The following is a 15,063-nucleotide window of genomic DNA, read 5'->3' on the forward strand; positions in this document are numbered from 1 at the left end:
TCATCTGGTCAATTATCTAATTTTCAGGGAAAAAGTACCTGAATTTTCCCCCCAATCACTCCAAGGGTCGGCACTTTTTGATGGGCAAAAGGTCTAAAAGTTTTACCCAACAAGGTTTTCACATTTATTCAGCAAACCCTAAGTATTACTCAATTCTTTCACAGCTAATTCATAGAACCTCTGACCGTGTTCGGGAGTCGCTAAAGCAGGATTGGACCCCATACGACCATCGGGGTAATTTTGGCGAAAATTAGCCGCACCGTAAATATCATGACCAGAAGCCACTTTTTCGGATAAAAAGGCGTTTTTAAGGCTCTCATGGTAAAGATACTGAGTTAACGCCACTTCGCTCGGTGTAGCGTGGGAACCCTCCTGCTCGACCTGCAATTCTTTGGCTAAAAGATAAACTTCTCGCACCATAAACCAATTGGCCACTTGACATTTAACCTCGTTTGTGTTAGGCAAATTGAGGGAATCCAAATGATAATAGGTTGCCGAAAAAGCGGCTTTTAGGGTGGCAATATTGCCCCCATGACCATTAATAAAGAAAAATCGACGAAAACCGGCTCTAGCTAAACAAGTCACATAGTCGAGGATGACTTGAATCAAAGTGCTGGGACGAAGGCTAATCGTACCTGGAAAAGCCGTATGATGTAGGGCCATACCCACATTTAAGGTGGGTGCTACCATTGCTCCTACCCGTGTCCCTACTCCTTTAGCGATCGCCTCTGCACACAGAGCATCTGTACCAATCAGTCCCGTCGGCCCGTGTTGTTCCGTGGAACCAATGGGAATAATAATTCCCTGAGATTGTTCTAGATAGGATTCCACCTCTAACCAGGTAGATAACTGTAATAACATTCGGCTCTACCCCCAAAACGATTGCCAGTTGACAAATTGAGATAAAATCAAGATGAATAATCAAGTATTTTTATGTTAACCCTTGACAACCCCCCCTTGTCGGCGAGTACGGATTTCGTTCCCAATCATCGGATTTTAATCGTTGAAGATGAAGAAGTGATTCGGGATATGATTATTTTGGCTTTGGAAGAAGAAGGTTACGAGGCGCTCGGTGTTAGTGATGGTCGCGCTGCCCTAGAATTACTGCAAAGTCAGGAATCCAATCACGGTCAGTCTCGGTTTGATTTGGTCGTTTTGGACTTAATGCTACCCCAAATCAACGGTCTTGATATCTGCCGTCTGTTGCGCTATCACGGCAATATTATCCCGATTTTAATCTTAAGTGCTAAGGCCAGCGAAACCGATCGAGTTTTGGGTTTAGAAGTGGGTGCTGATGATTATCTGACTAAACCTTTTAGTATGCGAGAATTAGTCGCTCGTTGTCGCGCTCTCATTCGTCGTCAAGGATTTACTTCTCTAGCGGCTGCTCCCGTGCGGAAATTCCGCGATGTTTTTCTCTATACCCAAGAATGTCGGGTGACAGTGCGAGATGAAGAAATTAACCTTTCTCCTAAAGAATTCCGTCTCCTCGACCTATTTATGAGTTATCCGCGCCGAGTTTGGTCAAGAGAGCAGTTAATTGAACAAATTTGGGGACCAGATTTTTTAGGAGACACCAAAACCGTCGATGTTCACATTCGCTGGTTACGCGAAAAACTAGAAATCGATCCCAGTCAACCGGAATACCTGATTACTGTACGCGGTTTCGGTTATCGTTTTGGCTAGGTGAGCGATTATATTTTCCCGATTAGCGATCGCCGCTCGCGCAGACAATGACTATTTTCGCTTTTATTTTGGGAGTAGTTTTAGGTTTGAGTATTTGTTACTGGCAAGTCTCACGCTTAAATAGAGAGTTAAAGCGAACCCTGAGCGCTCTCTCGGATTCGGCGGATTTGTCGGCTTCTTTTCCCGTTACCTCCCTAGTGCGTCGAGAATTACAGTTTCTCTCCCAAAGTCTGCAAGAGCGAGAAAAGAGCTTAGAAATTCAGAAATCCTTGCTAGAAATAGCGCCGATCGCCTATCTTCATGTGGATGCCGATAATCAACTGCTCTGGTGCAATCAACAGGCAATAACCCTCTTAAAACTCGATCGCTGGCAGCCAGATCAGGTACGTCTGCTGCTAGAATTGGTGCGCTCCTACGAATTAGATCAATTAATTCAAGAAACTCGCCAAAAACAGAGTCCACAGGTGCAAACTTGGACTTTTTACCCGACTAATTATCCTGTCACCCCTATTAGCGATCGCCAAGTGATTGCTCCTAAATCGATTGCCTTGAAGGGTTACGGTTATCCCTTGCCAGAAGGTCAAATCGCTGTATTTATCGAAAATAGACAGCCTTTAGTGGAATTATCGCAAAATCGCGAGCGAGCTTTCTCTGACTTAACTCACGAGTTACGCACTCCCTTAACCTCCATTTCTCTCCTTACCGAAGCTTTACAAAAACGCCTCCAAGCTCCCGAAAGACGCTGGTTAGAACAAATGGGGAAAGAAGTGGAGCGTTTGAGTCAATTAGTCTGCGATTGGCTAGAAATCAGTGAATTACAAGCGGATGCGGGGCGATCTTTACAATACCAGATAATTAATCTAGAGGAATTAATCAGCGCTGCTTGGCAGACTGTCACCCCAATAGCCGCCCAAAAACAGATTAGCTTAGATTATTCCTCTCCGGTGGATTGGACGCTGGAAGTGGATCATTCTCGTCTGCTGCAAGTTTTCCTGAATCTCTTTGATAATGCCATTAAGTATAGTCCCGATCAGGGGAAAATTCGCCTAGAAATTCGGGAAATATCCGATACTATCGGGGAAAAATGGCTAAAAATTGACGTTATCGACAGCGGGAAAGGATTTAACGAAGCGGATCTCCCCTACGTTTTTGATCGCCTCTTTCGCGGTGATCCTTCCCGCACCCGTCAAAAACAAGGCACAAAGGATTATAGTACCGGTTTAGGTTTATCGATTGCCAAAGAGATTATTCAAGCCCATGGCGGTTCGATCGTCGCTCAAAATGATCCTAACACCGGCGGCGCTCGCCTACAAGTCACTCTCCCCCGTCAAAAAAATTAGGTGGGAATTATGAATTATGAATTATGAATTATGAATTGGGGAGAGGGGAGAAAAAAATCTGTCAAGTTCTCTAGACAACCGTGTAAAATCTAAAATTTTCTTGTTATGACTGTAGAGAAAGAGTAGTTTTATGTTAAGCGAATCTGACCGTGAGCCTATCCAAAGAAACCAATCATCGCGATCGCACCTATTTCGCTCGTTCTCTCCAGCGATTGGAACAGGATGTGCTGAGAATGGGAACCTTGGTCGAAGAATCCTTTCGTCTTAGCCATCAATCCCTTTTTGCTAGGGATTTGGAAATGGCGAAAAAAATCGCCCCCCTCGATAAGGAAATCGATCGCTACTATCGTCAAATCGAGTTAGATTGTGCCACTCTCATGACTCTACAGGCTCCCGTAGCCCAAGATTTGCGGCTTTTAAGTGCTTTTATGCAATTAGTGCGCGATTTGGAACGGATCGGCGATTATGCCAAGGATTTAGCCGAAATAGCGCTCAAGTTATTCGCCTATACTCCCCACGATTGTATGAGTGAGATCGAGGCCATGTCCCACCATGCTCAGTATATGTTAGCCACGAGCCTGGTCGCCCTGGCTGACCTCGATCAAGAAGCTGGTCCAAAGGTCAAAGAGCTAGATAATACGGTCGATCGAGCCTATGACTATCTTTACCACACTCTCGCCCATCAAAGAGATATTAAGGGTGTGGTGGAACCGATCCTGCTGATGGCTTTACTAATCCGTCATCTAGAACGTATGGCCGATCATGCCACCAATATCGCCCAAAGGGTATCCTACATCGTTACTGGACAGAGAGGCTGAGGGTGCGGGGTCCTGAGTTGATTTCCCCCGAACTCTGGCCCGCGCTTTTAGCGTTTACGACTCAGGGGGTTAAAAATTTCACTTAACCCCTCTCCCAAGAGAGATAAACCCACCACCATCGTGGTCATCGCTAATCCGGGAAATAAAGTGGTCCACCAGATACCCGTAGATAAATCCGCCAAAGCTTCCTTGAGATCATGACCCCATTCCGGCACTTCTTCTGGTAATCCTAAGCCTAAAAAGCCTAAACCGCCTAAAACCAAGATCGCATCCGCCGCGTTGAGGGTAAAAAGAACCGGGACACTCTGGACGACATTAAAGAAAAGATATTTTGATAGTATCCGGCTAGGACTAGCGCCGATCGCTCGGGCCGCTTCGATAAATAACTCATTTTTAACGCTGGCGGTTTGATTTCTGACCACGCGAAAATATTGGGGAATATAGGCAATGCTAACAGCGATGGCGACATTGACGATACCACGACCCAAAACGAAAGCGAGAGCCACCGATAATAATAACCCCGGCAAGGTGTAGAGGGTATCCATGAGAAAGAGGAGAACGCGATCGATCTTACCCCCCAAATAACCGCTAATTAACCCTAAAGGAACCCCGATGACTAAAGATAATCCTGTGGCCAAAAATACCACGGACAAGGCCGCCCGGGCCCCGAATAGGGTGCGGGAAAAGACATCATAACCGCGCACATTCGTCCCGAACCAATGGGCAAAACTGGGGGCTTGTAGGGGATAATTGCTTAAAATGTCGGTTGGATCCTGAACCAGGCCGATCGCTTGCAGAAGGGGCGAAAACAGGGCAATCAGGATAAAAATAATTGTCAATACCAACCCAACCCCTAGGAGTTTAGTGGTTAGGTTGGGTTTCAGAAAAGGAGCGATCGGCAATTTAACAGGAGTCATCGGCAAAATTTAGCCATTGCATAGAACGCTAATTGTAGAAGACAAGGCTAACCTGAGACAAGAGCAGCATCTTTTCAGACAGCTGGGGCCGAAACGACCATAAACCAGAGCAAGACTGCTAAAGCTAAAACAGTTAGTTTAATCAGGACATAAAGCAGTCCGTTGGGATAAAGGAGATCGTGAAACATATTGCCTCCTCGGGAGAGAGTAGCGATTGTCCCCCTCTATCTTTGATCTTAAGTCTTTCTCTGTTCACCTGACCCACAACTTAACAAAACGTGCGATTATAGGGAAAAAGATTTTTTTACTAGCTATGGCACTACTGACCACAGGAAAACCATTTATTCGCGATCTGGAACAATACGGTGCTTTAGGGGTTTACGCACCCTTAGAAGGGGGTTACGAGGGACGCTATCAAAGACGTTTGCGGGCCACTGGTTACAATGTCCTGCATATCACCGCTAGAGGTCTGGGGGATTTAAGTGCCTATCTTACCGGCATTCATGGAGTCCGTCCCCCCCATTTAGGTAAAAAAAATATTGGTCGGGAAGCAGCCGTGGGACCGGTTTATTTTATTCCTCCCATTGCTACCTATCAATTGGAAAATTTACCACCCAAATCTAAAGGTTTAGTGATTTGGATTATTGAAAGTTTTGTTTTATCCTCGGAAGAAAAACAATACTTAATTAGTCTTAGTCAACAGGAACCCCGGTTAAAATTTGTCCTCGAATTGGGTGGGGAAAGATATTTCCGTTGGCAACCTTTGAGCAAATCTTTAATCGCTGCCTAAATTACCGAAATAACACGGTTATTTAAATATCTTATCCTCAAACCCTCTCCCCAGAGAGGGAAACTTCAATTCTTGAGAGTTTGTTGTTCCTTTCTCACCCTTTGGTAGCTATTCATTTTTAGAACTGATATTATCTCAAGATATAGCTAGAATCCCCTAGATTCCCAGCGCTGAAAGCGCCAAGGCTTTAACCAATAGGCTTTTATCTGTCTATTTCCTTCTTTCCAAGTGCATTGAATCTGAGAATTAGCAGGATTCGCACCACATTGGGGCTGAAGATTCAAAATACTAGAGATTTCCCTAGGATTAATCTGAGGATCGGAAACAAAACTTTTTTCGGCAATTCTTCTCTCCACTGCCACCTTATTAGTGGGAGTCAGATGGAAATAATCAGACTGGGTAAGCAAAATCGAAGATAATAGAGTTTCAAACATTGTGATTAATCGCAACATCAGAGATAAAACCAATAGATATCTCCAAAGTTTATAACCGACATTCCGCAAATCTTCACATACTTTTATATATTTTTACATTCCCCAAGATGTTTTATTGTTCTTCGATTCCCCAGTGCGGTTACTCAGGGCTAACACTCCGAGCTTAATCGGTACAAAAGAACTGATAATTGCGGCTGGCAACCCTGGCTAAAAACTGTCTTAATTTCGCCAGTTGGCCTAGGTGAATTTGCAATAATATGGGATATCGTTGCCGCAAAAAACCTAGGAGTTAAATCGTGACAGTTAGAGTTCGTATTGCCCCCAGTCCCACGGGAAATTTACACATTGGAACCGCACGCACAGCCGTGTTTAACTGGCTTTTTGCCCATCATCACCGGGGTAAATTTATCTTGCGCGTGGAAGATACAGATTTAGAACGTTCTCGACCAGAATATACGGAAAATATTCAAGCGGGCCTACAATGGTTAGGACTGAATTGGGATGAAGGTCCTTTTTTTCAAACTCAACGCCTTAATTATTATCGTCAGGCTATTCAAACCCTGCTCGATCGAGGTTTAGCCTATCGTTGTTATTGTACCCCGGAAGAATTGGAAAAAATGCGGGAAGAACAAAAAGCCCACAATCTTGCCCCCCGTTACGATAATCGTCATCGTTATCTCACCCCCGAACAACAAGCGCAATTCGAGCAAGCGGGGAGAAAAGCAGTAATTCGTTTTATTATTGACGATGATCGAGAAATTATTTGGCAGGATTTAATCCGGGAAAAAGTTATCTGGAAAGGTAGTGATTTGGGGGGGGATATGGTGATCGCTCGTACCTCGGAAAATGCCGAGGAAAACTTCGGTCAGCCTCTCTATAATTTAGCGGTAGTTGTTGATGATATCGATATGGAAATTACCCATGTTATTCGTGGGGAAGATCACATCGCTAATACGGCTAAACAAATTCTTTTATACGAAGCTTTGGGGGCAAAAGTGCCTGAGTTTGCCCACACTCCTTTGATCTTAAATCAGGAGGGTCGTAAGTTATCTAAACGGGATGGAGTCACTTCGATCGATGATTTCCGAAAACTGGGTTTTTTGCCGCAAGCTTTGGTTAATTACATGACTCTCCTCGGTTGGACTCCTCCCGATTCCACTGAAGAAATTTTTACCCTTGAAGCGGCCGCTGAAGTGTTTAGTTTAGAACGGGTAAATAAAGCGGGGGCAAAATTTGACTGGACTAAATTAGATTGGATTAATAGTCAATATCTCCATCGTTTAACCGGTGAGGAATTAGTGCCTTTACTTCTCCCCTACTGGCAAGAAGCAGGGTATAATTTTGCTGCTGAAACCGATCGAGCTTGGTTGATCGGTTTGGCTACTCTCATCGGTCCGAGTTTAACTCGTTTAAGCGATGCTGTTGCTGAAAGTCGCTTACTTTTAACCCCTCTGGCTAATTATAATCAGGAGGCTTTAAGTCAATTACAATTAGAGGGAGTTAAGGATATTATCAAGGATATTCTCGCCGCTATTACTCCCGATTTGACTGGAGAAGTTGCTAAGGGAATTGTGGAGACCACAACTAAAGCCCATCGGGTTAAAAAAGGTCTGGTGATGAAGTCTCTACGCGCCGCTTTGATGGGGGAGTTACACGGTCCGGATTTAATGCAGTCTTGGCTACTTCTCAATCAAAAAGGTTGGGATCTATCCCGTCTTCAGCAAGCAGTAAATAGTTAAATTGATTGGCTATCAGTTATCAGAAAATTTTCTGTATATTAGGGTTGACAAATGCCCTAAGATTGCTATATACTTTCTAGCATAATGGGGATCCGTGTCGCCCTGCATACCCTGCTCGTGATCGATTGACCAGTATTAAAGTTAAAAACCCGGAGGTGGGTCAAACTTCCTGCTAGGGGGACTGAGGGGACAGGGGCGGATTTTTCCCCTAGCTGTCAGGGACGATCTAGAAACTTTCTTAATTTTCAGGCATTATCCGCAACTTTTCCCTAAATATAGATTTGTTGATCTCCTGACAAAAACCTATGGGTGAAAAAAAACGAATTGGAATTCTCACCAGTGGTGGCGACTGTGCGGGTTTAAATGCCGCCATTCGTGCCGTTGTCCACCATGCCAGTGGCAATTATGGCTGGGAAGTGGTGGGTATTCGAGAAGCAACGAACGGATTAGTTAACCGTCCCCCCAAAACCACTATCTTTGACATTGAAGGAGTCGATCGCCTGTTGGTGATGGGAGGAACAATTCTCGGTACTACCAATAAGGGGGATCCCTTTGCTTTCCCGATGCCGGATGGAACCCTGATCGATCGCTCTCAGGACATCATCGACGGCTATCATAGTCTGGGACTGGATGCCCTGATCGGCATCGGTGGCGATGGTAGTCTGGCGATTTTGCGCCGTATTGCCCAACAGGGAGGCATTAATCTGATCGGTATCCCCAAAACCATCGATAATGATGTGGGAGCTACAGAAGTCTCCATTGGCTTCGATACAGCTACTAATATCGCCACAGAAGCCCTCGATCGCCTCCATTTTACCGCCGCTAGTCATAACCGGGTGATGATTCTAGAAGTTATGGGTAGAGATGCCGGCCATATCGCCCTGGCTGCCGGTATTGCGGGGGGGGCTCATATCATTCTCATTCCCGAAATTCCCTACCGATTAGAGAAGATCTGCGAGAAGATCCGGCAACGGCAGCGTCTGGATAAACAGTTTTCTCTGATTATTGTCTCCGAGGCTGTGCGTACCGAAACTGGCAATCGCCTAGTGCAAAAGGAAGCCCTAGGGGAAGATCGTCTCGGGGGTATCGGTCGCTATTTAGCGGAAGAAGTTGCCAGGGAAACTGGGGCCGAAACGAGAGTGACTTTCCTGGGCCACATTCAACGGGGGGGTATTCCTTCTCCGATCGATCGCTTACTGGGGGCGGCTTTTGGCGTGGCGGCCGTGGATTTGATCGCTCGGGAAGAATTCGATCGCATGGTGGCCTGGCAAAATCGGCAAGTGGTCAGTGTTCCCATTGAGGAGGCGATTAAAACCTATCGCGTCGTCGATCCCGAAGAAACTTTAGTCAAAACCGCCAGGGGTTTGGGTATTTGTCTAGGGGATTGAGATTAAATCTAGGGGAATCGGTGCGAGAATTAACCCTTAAGTATCGCCCTTTCCCCACCGATTAAAATTACCAATCAAATAAAGATAAACTCTGATAATTATTTTTCGGCAATTTCGCCAGTAAACCTAAATGATTAATAGTTCAGTTGATGTAGCAGAAAGATTGTTAGAAATCAACAATCTCGATCGAGAATTATTTAATTATTTTCAAGACAAATTACTTGATTCTGAGCAATTATCTCGTACCCTAGTGAGTTTTCAAGGTAATAAGAACCAACCGGTTTATCGCTGGTATAAATATAAAGAGGGTTTTTCCGTTGATCTGATAGTTTATCTCCTAGAAAAATATGGTATCAAACAAGGAAAAATACTAGACCCTTTCGCCGGCAGCGGAACAACTTTATTTGCGGCGGCGGCCAGGGGTTTATCAGCAGATGGAATAGAACTATTGCCGATTGGACAAGAATTAATTATTACTAGACAAATTTTAGAAAATGGCTTAAATAGTGATGATATACATCGTCTAGAGTACTGGTCTAACCATAGCCTTTGGCAACAGGTAGATGACAAAGTTAAGTTATTAGAATTACCAATTACTCAAGGAGCATATCCCCAAGAAAATCAGGCTTGTATAGAAAGTTACTTAGGGTTGATTGCCCAAGAGAATGAGCAAGTGCAAGCGATCTTAAAATTTGCCTTACTTTCTATTCTCGAATCAATTAGCTATACTAGAAAAGATGGTCAATACCTCCGTTGGGATTATCGTTCTGGTAAACAACAGGGTAAAAATATATTTGACAAAGGAAAAATTTTAGACTTTAAAATTGCCCTACATAGCAAGTTACGAGAAATTCTCGCAGATTTAGAGCCTAGTCAGCAACAATTGGAACTTTTTTCTAGAGATTATCCTCGGGGAAAAATTCAACTATATCAAGGTTCTTGTCTTGAGATTTTGCCAGAGATTTCGTCAGAAAAATACGATTCTATTATTACTTCTCCTCCTTATTGTAATCGCTATGATTATACTCGTATCTACGCTTTGGAATTGGCTCTGTTGGGAATAGATCAACTACAATTAAAACAATTACGTCAACAAATGCTTAGTTGCACTGTTGAAAATAAACCCAAAGAGTTACTAAAAATCAATGAACATTGGTCGCCAGCCATTGCCATAACTGATCGTCAAAAATTATTAGAAAGTATCCTAGGTTATTTAGAGGAATTAAAATCAAGCAAGGCCTTAAATAACCATGGTATTCCTCGGATGATTAGAGGGTATTTTCTGGAAATGTCTTGTCTAATTTATGAATGCTTTCGGGTTATGAAATCCTCGGGTATTTTCTGTATGATTAATGATAACGTGCGCTATGCGGGGGCTAGTATTTCTGTAGATTGAATTTTGTCAAAAATTGCCGAAGAAATTGGATTTAAAGTAGAAAATATTTTAGTAGTTCCTCAGGGAAAAGGTAATAGTAGTCAGCAAATGGGATGTCATGGTAGAGAATCTTTAAGAAAATGTATTTATGTGTGGAGAAAGCCTTAATGGAAAAACCCTATCTCTTGCATTTAAACCAAAGTTGTGATTTGGAGACTACCTATGAAGCTATCCGTTCAGGATTTATTGCTCTAGCCTTAGAAAAAAATCAGAGAGCTACTCCTTTAATTGCAGAAGCAAGAACCTTAAAAATTATTGCCCAAACCGTAAACAATCCTAGAGAGTTACTAAACATCCCAGATATTCAAGCGGCTTTATTAACTGCATCGGGAATTTCTGATAAGGCTAAAAATTATTTACATTCCCAAGATAAGGTAGAAGCAATTCAAGAATTAATTGTCAATTTTCTGGAACCTGCGGGGACTAATTTTGTCGAGGAGTTAGTCTATAGATTTCTATTGATTCGGGGTGACACTTTAGGAAGAATCATGAGAAACGCGGGTGGCTCCTTAGCTCAAAGTAAATTTACTCGTTCTCTATTAGCAACTTTAAGAGTAGCAGGGATTGCTTATGATTGGCTCAATTCTAGTAATAATCAATGGAGAGAAGCTGAAGAAATGACACCTAATCTAGAAATCTTGGTTAGAGGTGTTAGCTGGTTAAATAACAGCCAACCAAGAACAATAATTTATAATGTCAACGTTCCCATTGTTAATAACAACAATATTGATTTGTGCCTTTTAAAATGTGATTCGACGCAATTAGCTAATCAAAAAATCAAAAAACAAACCTTACAATCTGCTGATTTATACATTGCTTTGGGAGAATTGAAAGGTGGGATTGATCCCGCAGGATCAGATGAACATTGGAAAACTGCTCGTACTGCTTTGCAGAGAATTGATGATGCTTTTAGAAAAATCTCTAAGCATCCTTATACTTTTTTTATCGGCGCTGCTATTGAAACAAAAATGGCTAGGGAAATTTATCAGCAATTAGAGACGAAAAAACTCACCAATGCCGCTAACTTAACCAATGATAATCAACTGGTTTCAATTATGCGTTGGCTATGCCATCTTTAACCTAGTTAACAGCTAGAAAATTACCCCTCAAATAAAGTCCAGTTGGGTGGGTTAGGCACAGCCTAATCCACCCCAATTCTGATTGGATGGGAAGAAGAATTAACCAGCCTAATCTTTGTGTCCTTTGTGTCTTTGTGGTTATTTTCTGCGATCGCTTATTGATTTTGCCTCAATCTTTGTCCCACTATTTGTGATAGCATATAGTTAGACTTCGACCATTTGGGAGAGGCAAACTATGATAGATTATAATTTAGACGCGGCGCATAGCATTCTCTATATGCAACCTAAATCTGCACTTGCGGCGGAAGATTTTGTCAAGATTGCGGAGGCAGTGGATCCCCACATTGAAGCCACTGGCGGCCTTGCTGGCGTAATCATCGAAGTACCTACTTTCACCGGCTGGGAGAGTTTTGGTGCCTTGATTGCTCATTTCCGGCTGATACGCGACCATCACAAGTACGTCAGTAAAGTTGCCGTGGTGACTGATTCCACTCTGGTTAAACTGATTGAAAGTCTGGCTTCCCACTTTGTCGCCGCTGAAGTCAGGCAGTTCCCATGGGGGGAAACTGAGGTGGCGAACCAATGGCTCTTGGGTGGCTCCTGATTCCCTTGCAGTAAAATAGACATCTCCAGCAATTAACCTCAATCTGGCCTGAATTTTGGAGATGTCTAATACAGGTTTAGACCGATGGAGAGAGAAACGGAATCAAGAAAGAGCAAGGGTTCTCCTGTCCATTGACCAACTCTCTCAACAGCTAAAAAAGCAGCAAGAAAGAATCGCTCAACTCGAAGCCGAACTTAGAAAACAAAAAAGCCCACAGGCCGACCCAAGATAGGGGCCAGTCAACTCAACGAAAAAAAACCCAAGTCACAAGGGCAAAGAAAACGGCCAGGCTCGGCCAAGAAAAGCAAAAAAGCCAGCTTTGAAATCGAAGCAGAAAAAATCATCCAACCCGCATAAATCCCCGCCAAAGCCAAATTCAACGGCAATAAAAAGCGAATTCTTAAAAAATATGATTAATACTAAATCCAGTTATTAAAAACTGATTATTTATTTCCCCTTTTGCCTCTTGCCGGTTGCATGAGTGCCTCTCCTCTATAAGTAGCCTATACTCAACGGATTTAGTATAATATAGCAGTTTTTATCAGAATGAGGTATAGGCAAGGGGCTTAAACCCCTTGTTGGCAAAACTTGTCGATACCTCAGTAACGTGAAAAGTGCTATAATAACTTCTGCTGCTCACCTATATGTGAGAGAAAGTCACAGATAGGAGATGCACCTAATCTGATCACCGATTACTGATAATTGTCTATTCTCAAGATTAGGATTTGTTTAAGGGATTGAGAGTAAGACAAGTTTTAATTAATTCCTCCACTCCCAGGACTGGATAAATAGGGACTCCTAACTGATTAATAACAGTTTCTAGGGTGATATCATCTAAAAATACCGCTTCCCCATGCTTGAGCATGAGGGAGGGTAATAAAACCCCATCCCCAAGATTTTTACCTTGTAATCCCTTGAGAATATCTTGCCCGGTTAATAAACCCGTAACCGTGATTTCCTGCCCCCAATAATCACTATTTAAAGCCACTAATTCCACGGTTAAACCCCGCACCTTATTTAACTGTTTAACTAGGGGTTTAAAAGCTTGTTCTACCGCATTGCCCACTAGCCATATTAACCGTCTAGAGGGGGTAATTTGAGCAGGTAATAACTTCTTAGCTGTCTTCTGGAAATCCCTAATAAATTGACGAATCGAGCCAACCCCGTTACCGATTTGGGGATAGTCTTCGTAGTGAGATTGAGGGGGTAAATCGACTCGGGCAATTAAAAACCATTCATCGGCTAACCAGACCACATTACTGCCAAATTCTTGACGAAATTTTTTCTGTAAAGTTTGGACTTGTTCGATTACTTCTCGCGCTTTTTCTTGGCTAACGGGAATTAATTCATCTTCTTGGGGACGAAAGCGGGTTAATCCCACGGGAACTACGGCAATCGACTCCACACAGGGAATATCTCCCCGATGAAAAGAAACCAGATCTAACAGGGTTCTTTCGAGATGAATTCCATCATTAATATTGGGACAAACTACCACTTGGGCGTGAATTTGTAATTGTCTGGCTTGTAGCCATTTTAAATGGTCTACAATTTGACCAGCGCGGGGATTTTTTAAGAGACGAATCCTCAGATCGGGTTCCGTGGCATGAACGGACACAAAAAGCGGTGAGATTCGCATCTTTTCGATCCGTTGCCATTCTTTTGAGGTGAGATTAGTTAAGGTTAAATAACTGCCATAGAGAAAACTTAGGCGATAGTCATCATCTTTATAGTATAAAGTTTCTCTTTTGCCCTCTGGTTGTTGGTCAATAAAGCAAAAAGGACATTTATTATTGCACTGAATTAAGCCATCAAAAAGGGCAGTTTCAAACTCTAAACCTAAGTCTTCATGATAATCTTTTTCTATTTTTACTTGGTGAGTTTTGCCCTGACTATCAAGCACTTCTAGGGTTAAAAATTCATCGGCACATAAAAATTGATAATCGATTAAGTCCCGGGGACGATTACCATTAATAGAGACGAGCGCATCCCCGATTTCAAAACCCACCTCGGCGGCGATCGAATCTGGGATGACACCACTAATTTTAGCTGGACGAATAGTTAATTCACTCATGTTTTTAGGTTGCCATCCAATTATTTAACTGCATTTCCCAGAGAGTCTTCGGCTGCGTTTTTATATTTGTCAAGTTAATTCTACAGCAGCTTAGGGCGATCGCTGTTAGGGATTGGGGCAAAAACCAAAAAGTTTAGCAGCCCCTCCTAAAATGGCCACAACCAGAGCGATGAGAATCCCCCAATTGGTAAATTCCTGATAGGCGACTCTTGCAGTTAACCCTTTAATTTCTGTGGTTAGTCGCTCATCTAAGGCTTTAATCTCCCCTTTGAGTTCGACTTGTCCTATTTCCACTTTCGTCAACCGTTCTTCTATCTTATCAAATCTCTTATCTACCTTATCGGCTCTTCTCGACTTTGTGTGATAATTTTTGCTTATGGAATCGTGAAATGCTTACTAGGCAACACTTTTAGGACTATTTTATGGAAAAACCCATCAGTATAGACCTCATTTCCACACAGAAACCAGAAGAGCCAAAAACTTTGGGGCCAGTTTACCAGGTGTTTACCGACAATGCGCGGTTGCTTACACAGACTTTTGGGAGTCCTATAAGACAGTAATTCCTAGTAAACGTCATCGACCCGTCGGAAAAGAAACTGGTCAAACTAATCATATTGAAAGATTAAATAATACCTTTCGACAAAGGATTTCTCGGCTGGTGAGAGAGAGTCTATCTTTCTCTAAAAAAATGGAGAATCACGTTGGGGAACCCTTTGGTATTTTATCCATGACTACAATGCACAGCAAAGCAAAGGATTAAGC

The 15,063-nt window shown here is 42.9% G+C and carries 15 protein-coding genes and 1 pseudogene; 11 read left to right on the forward strand and 5 right to left on the reverse strand.

The window, feature by feature from the left end:
* Positions 1–138: 138 nt before the first annotated feature.
* Entirely contained in the window at positions 139–861 is a 723-nt protein-coding gene (locus tag ACE1AQ_RS13220; RefSeq protein WP_106908507.1) for a creatininase family protein, read from the reverse strand.
* 72 nt (positions 862–933) lie between these two features.
* Between ACE1AQ_RS13220 and ACE1AQ_RS13225 the strand changes: the two genes are divergently transcribed.
* The 3 genes from ACE1AQ_RS13225 (at position 934) to phoU (ending at position 3,844) form a co-directional block, all read left to right on the forward strand.
* Positions 934–1,686, forward strand: a complete 753-nt coding sequence (locus ACE1AQ_RS13225; protein WP_008199730.1) for a response regulator transcription factor — start codon at positions 934–936, stop codon at positions 1,684–1,686.
* A gap of 47 nt (positions 1,687–1,733) precedes the next feature.
* Positions 1,734–3,026 carry a cell wall metabolism sensor histidine kinase WalK gene (locus tag ACE1AQ_RS13230; RefSeq protein WP_008199727.1) on the forward strand — a complete coding sequence of 431 codons (1,293 nt, stop codon included), beginning with the start codon at positions 1,734–1,736 and terminating at the stop codon, positions 3,024–3,026.
* A 149-nt stretch (positions 3,027–3,175) separates the two neighbouring features.
* On the forward strand, positions 3,176–3,844 hold the full coding sequence (gene phoU, locus ACE1AQ_RS13235) for a phosphate signaling complex protein PhoU (protein ID WP_004162161.1): 669 nt from the start codon (positions 3,176–3,178) through the stop codon (positions 3,842–3,844).
* A 47-nt stretch (positions 3,845–3,891) separates the two neighbouring features.
* On the opposite strand, the gene ACE1AQ_RS13240 is transcribed toward phoU, so the two are convergent.
* A complete protein-coding gene (locus ACE1AQ_RS13240) occupies positions 3,892–4,761 on the reverse strand; it encodes an ABC transporter permease (protein WP_008199722.1) in 870 nt (289 codons plus the stop codon).
* A gap of 313 nt (positions 4,762–5,074) precedes the next feature.
* On the opposite strand from ACE1AQ_RS13240, the gene ACE1AQ_RS13245 reads away from it, so the two are divergent.
* Positions 5,075–5,551, forward strand: coding sequence for an NAD(P)H-quinone oxidoreductase subunit N (locus ACE1AQ_RS13245; protein ID WP_008199720.1), 477 nt, complete (start codon positions 5,075–5,077; stop codon positions 5,549–5,551).
* Positions 5,552–5,697: 146 nt separating this feature from the next.
* On the opposite strand, the gene ACE1AQ_RS13250 is transcribed toward ACE1AQ_RS13245, so the two are convergent.
* Positions 5,698–5,985, reverse strand: coding sequence for a hypothetical protein (locus ACE1AQ_RS13250; protein ID WP_106908506.1), 288 nt, complete (start codon positions 5,983–5,985; stop codon positions 5,698–5,700).
* Positions 5,986–6,281: 296 nt separating this feature from the next.
* On the opposite strand from ACE1AQ_RS13250, the gene gltX reads away from it, so the two are divergent.
* The 6 genes from gltX to ACE1AQ_RS13280 all read left to right on the forward strand — a co-directional run bounded on the left by gltX (position 6,282) and on the right by ACE1AQ_RS13280 (position 12,230).
* The gene (gene gltX, locus ACE1AQ_RS13255) at positions 6,282–7,724 is read left to right on the forward strand and encodes a glutamate--tRNA ligase (RefSeq protein WP_110543508.1); all 1,443 of its coding nucleotides are present in this window, start codon (positions 6,282–6,284) and stop codon (positions 7,722–7,724) included.
* Between the two features lie 305 nt (positions 7,725–8,029).
* Entirely contained in the window at positions 8,030–9,112 is a 1,083-nt protein-coding gene (locus tag ACE1AQ_RS13260; protein WP_008199715.1) for an ATP-dependent 6-phosphofructokinase, read from the forward strand.
* 130 nt (positions 9,113–9,242) lie between these two features.
* On the forward strand, positions 9,243–10,508 hold the full coding sequence (locus ACE1AQ_RS13265; RefSeq protein ID WP_008199712.1) for a modification methylase: 1,266 nt from the start codon (positions 9,243–9,245) through the stop codon (positions 10,506–10,508).
* A gap of 3 nt (positions 10,509–10,511) precedes the next feature.
* The gene (locus tag ACE1AQ_RS13270) at positions 10,512–10,655 is read left to right on the forward strand and encodes a hypothetical protein (RefSeq protein ID WP_008199710.1); all 144 of its coding nucleotides are present in this window, start codon (positions 10,512–10,514) and stop codon (positions 10,653–10,655) included.
* Complete coding sequence (locus ACE1AQ_RS13275; RefSeq protein ID WP_008199709.1) at positions 10,628–11,626, forward strand: AvaI/BsoBI family type II restriction endonuclease; 999 nt, start codon at positions 10,628–10,630, stop codon at positions 11,624–11,626. Before ACE1AQ_RS13270 ends, ACE1AQ_RS13275 begins: the two co-directional genes overlap by 28 nt.
* A 235-nt stretch (positions 11,627–11,861) precedes the next feature.
* A complete protein-coding gene (locus tag ACE1AQ_RS13280) occupies positions 11,862–12,230 on the forward strand; it encodes an STAS/SEC14 domain-containing protein (RefSeq protein WP_008199706.1) in 369 nt (122 codons plus the stop codon).
* 718 nt (positions 12,231–12,948) lie between these two features.
* On the opposite strand, the gene ACE1AQ_RS13285 is transcribed toward ACE1AQ_RS13280, so the two are convergent.
* Both ACE1AQ_RS13285 and ACE1AQ_RS13290 read right to left on the reverse strand, forming a co-directional pair.
* A complete protein-coding gene (locus ACE1AQ_RS13285) occupies positions 12,949–14,301 on the reverse strand; it encodes a TIGR03279 family radical SAM protein (protein WP_008199704.1) in 1,353 nt (450 codons plus the stop codon).
* Between the two features lie 105 nt (positions 14,302–14,406).
* Positions 14,407–14,679: a hypothetical protein gene (locus ACE1AQ_RS13290; RefSeq protein WP_039899771.1), complete on the reverse strand. Its 273-nt coding sequence runs from the start codon at positions 14,677–14,679 to the stop codon at positions 14,407–14,409.
* 112 nt (positions 14,680–14,791) lie between these two features.
* Between ACE1AQ_RS13290 and ACE1AQ_RS13295 the strand changes: the two are divergent.
* Positions 14,792–15,063, forward strand: a pseudogene (locus ACE1AQ_RS13295) (IS1 family transposase); the annotation flags it as partial.

Source organism: Microcystis sp. BLCC-F209, from assembly GCF_041928595.1.
Taxonomy (GTDB): Bacteria; Cyanobacteriota; Cyanobacteriia; order Cyanobacteriales; family Microcystaceae; genus Microcystis.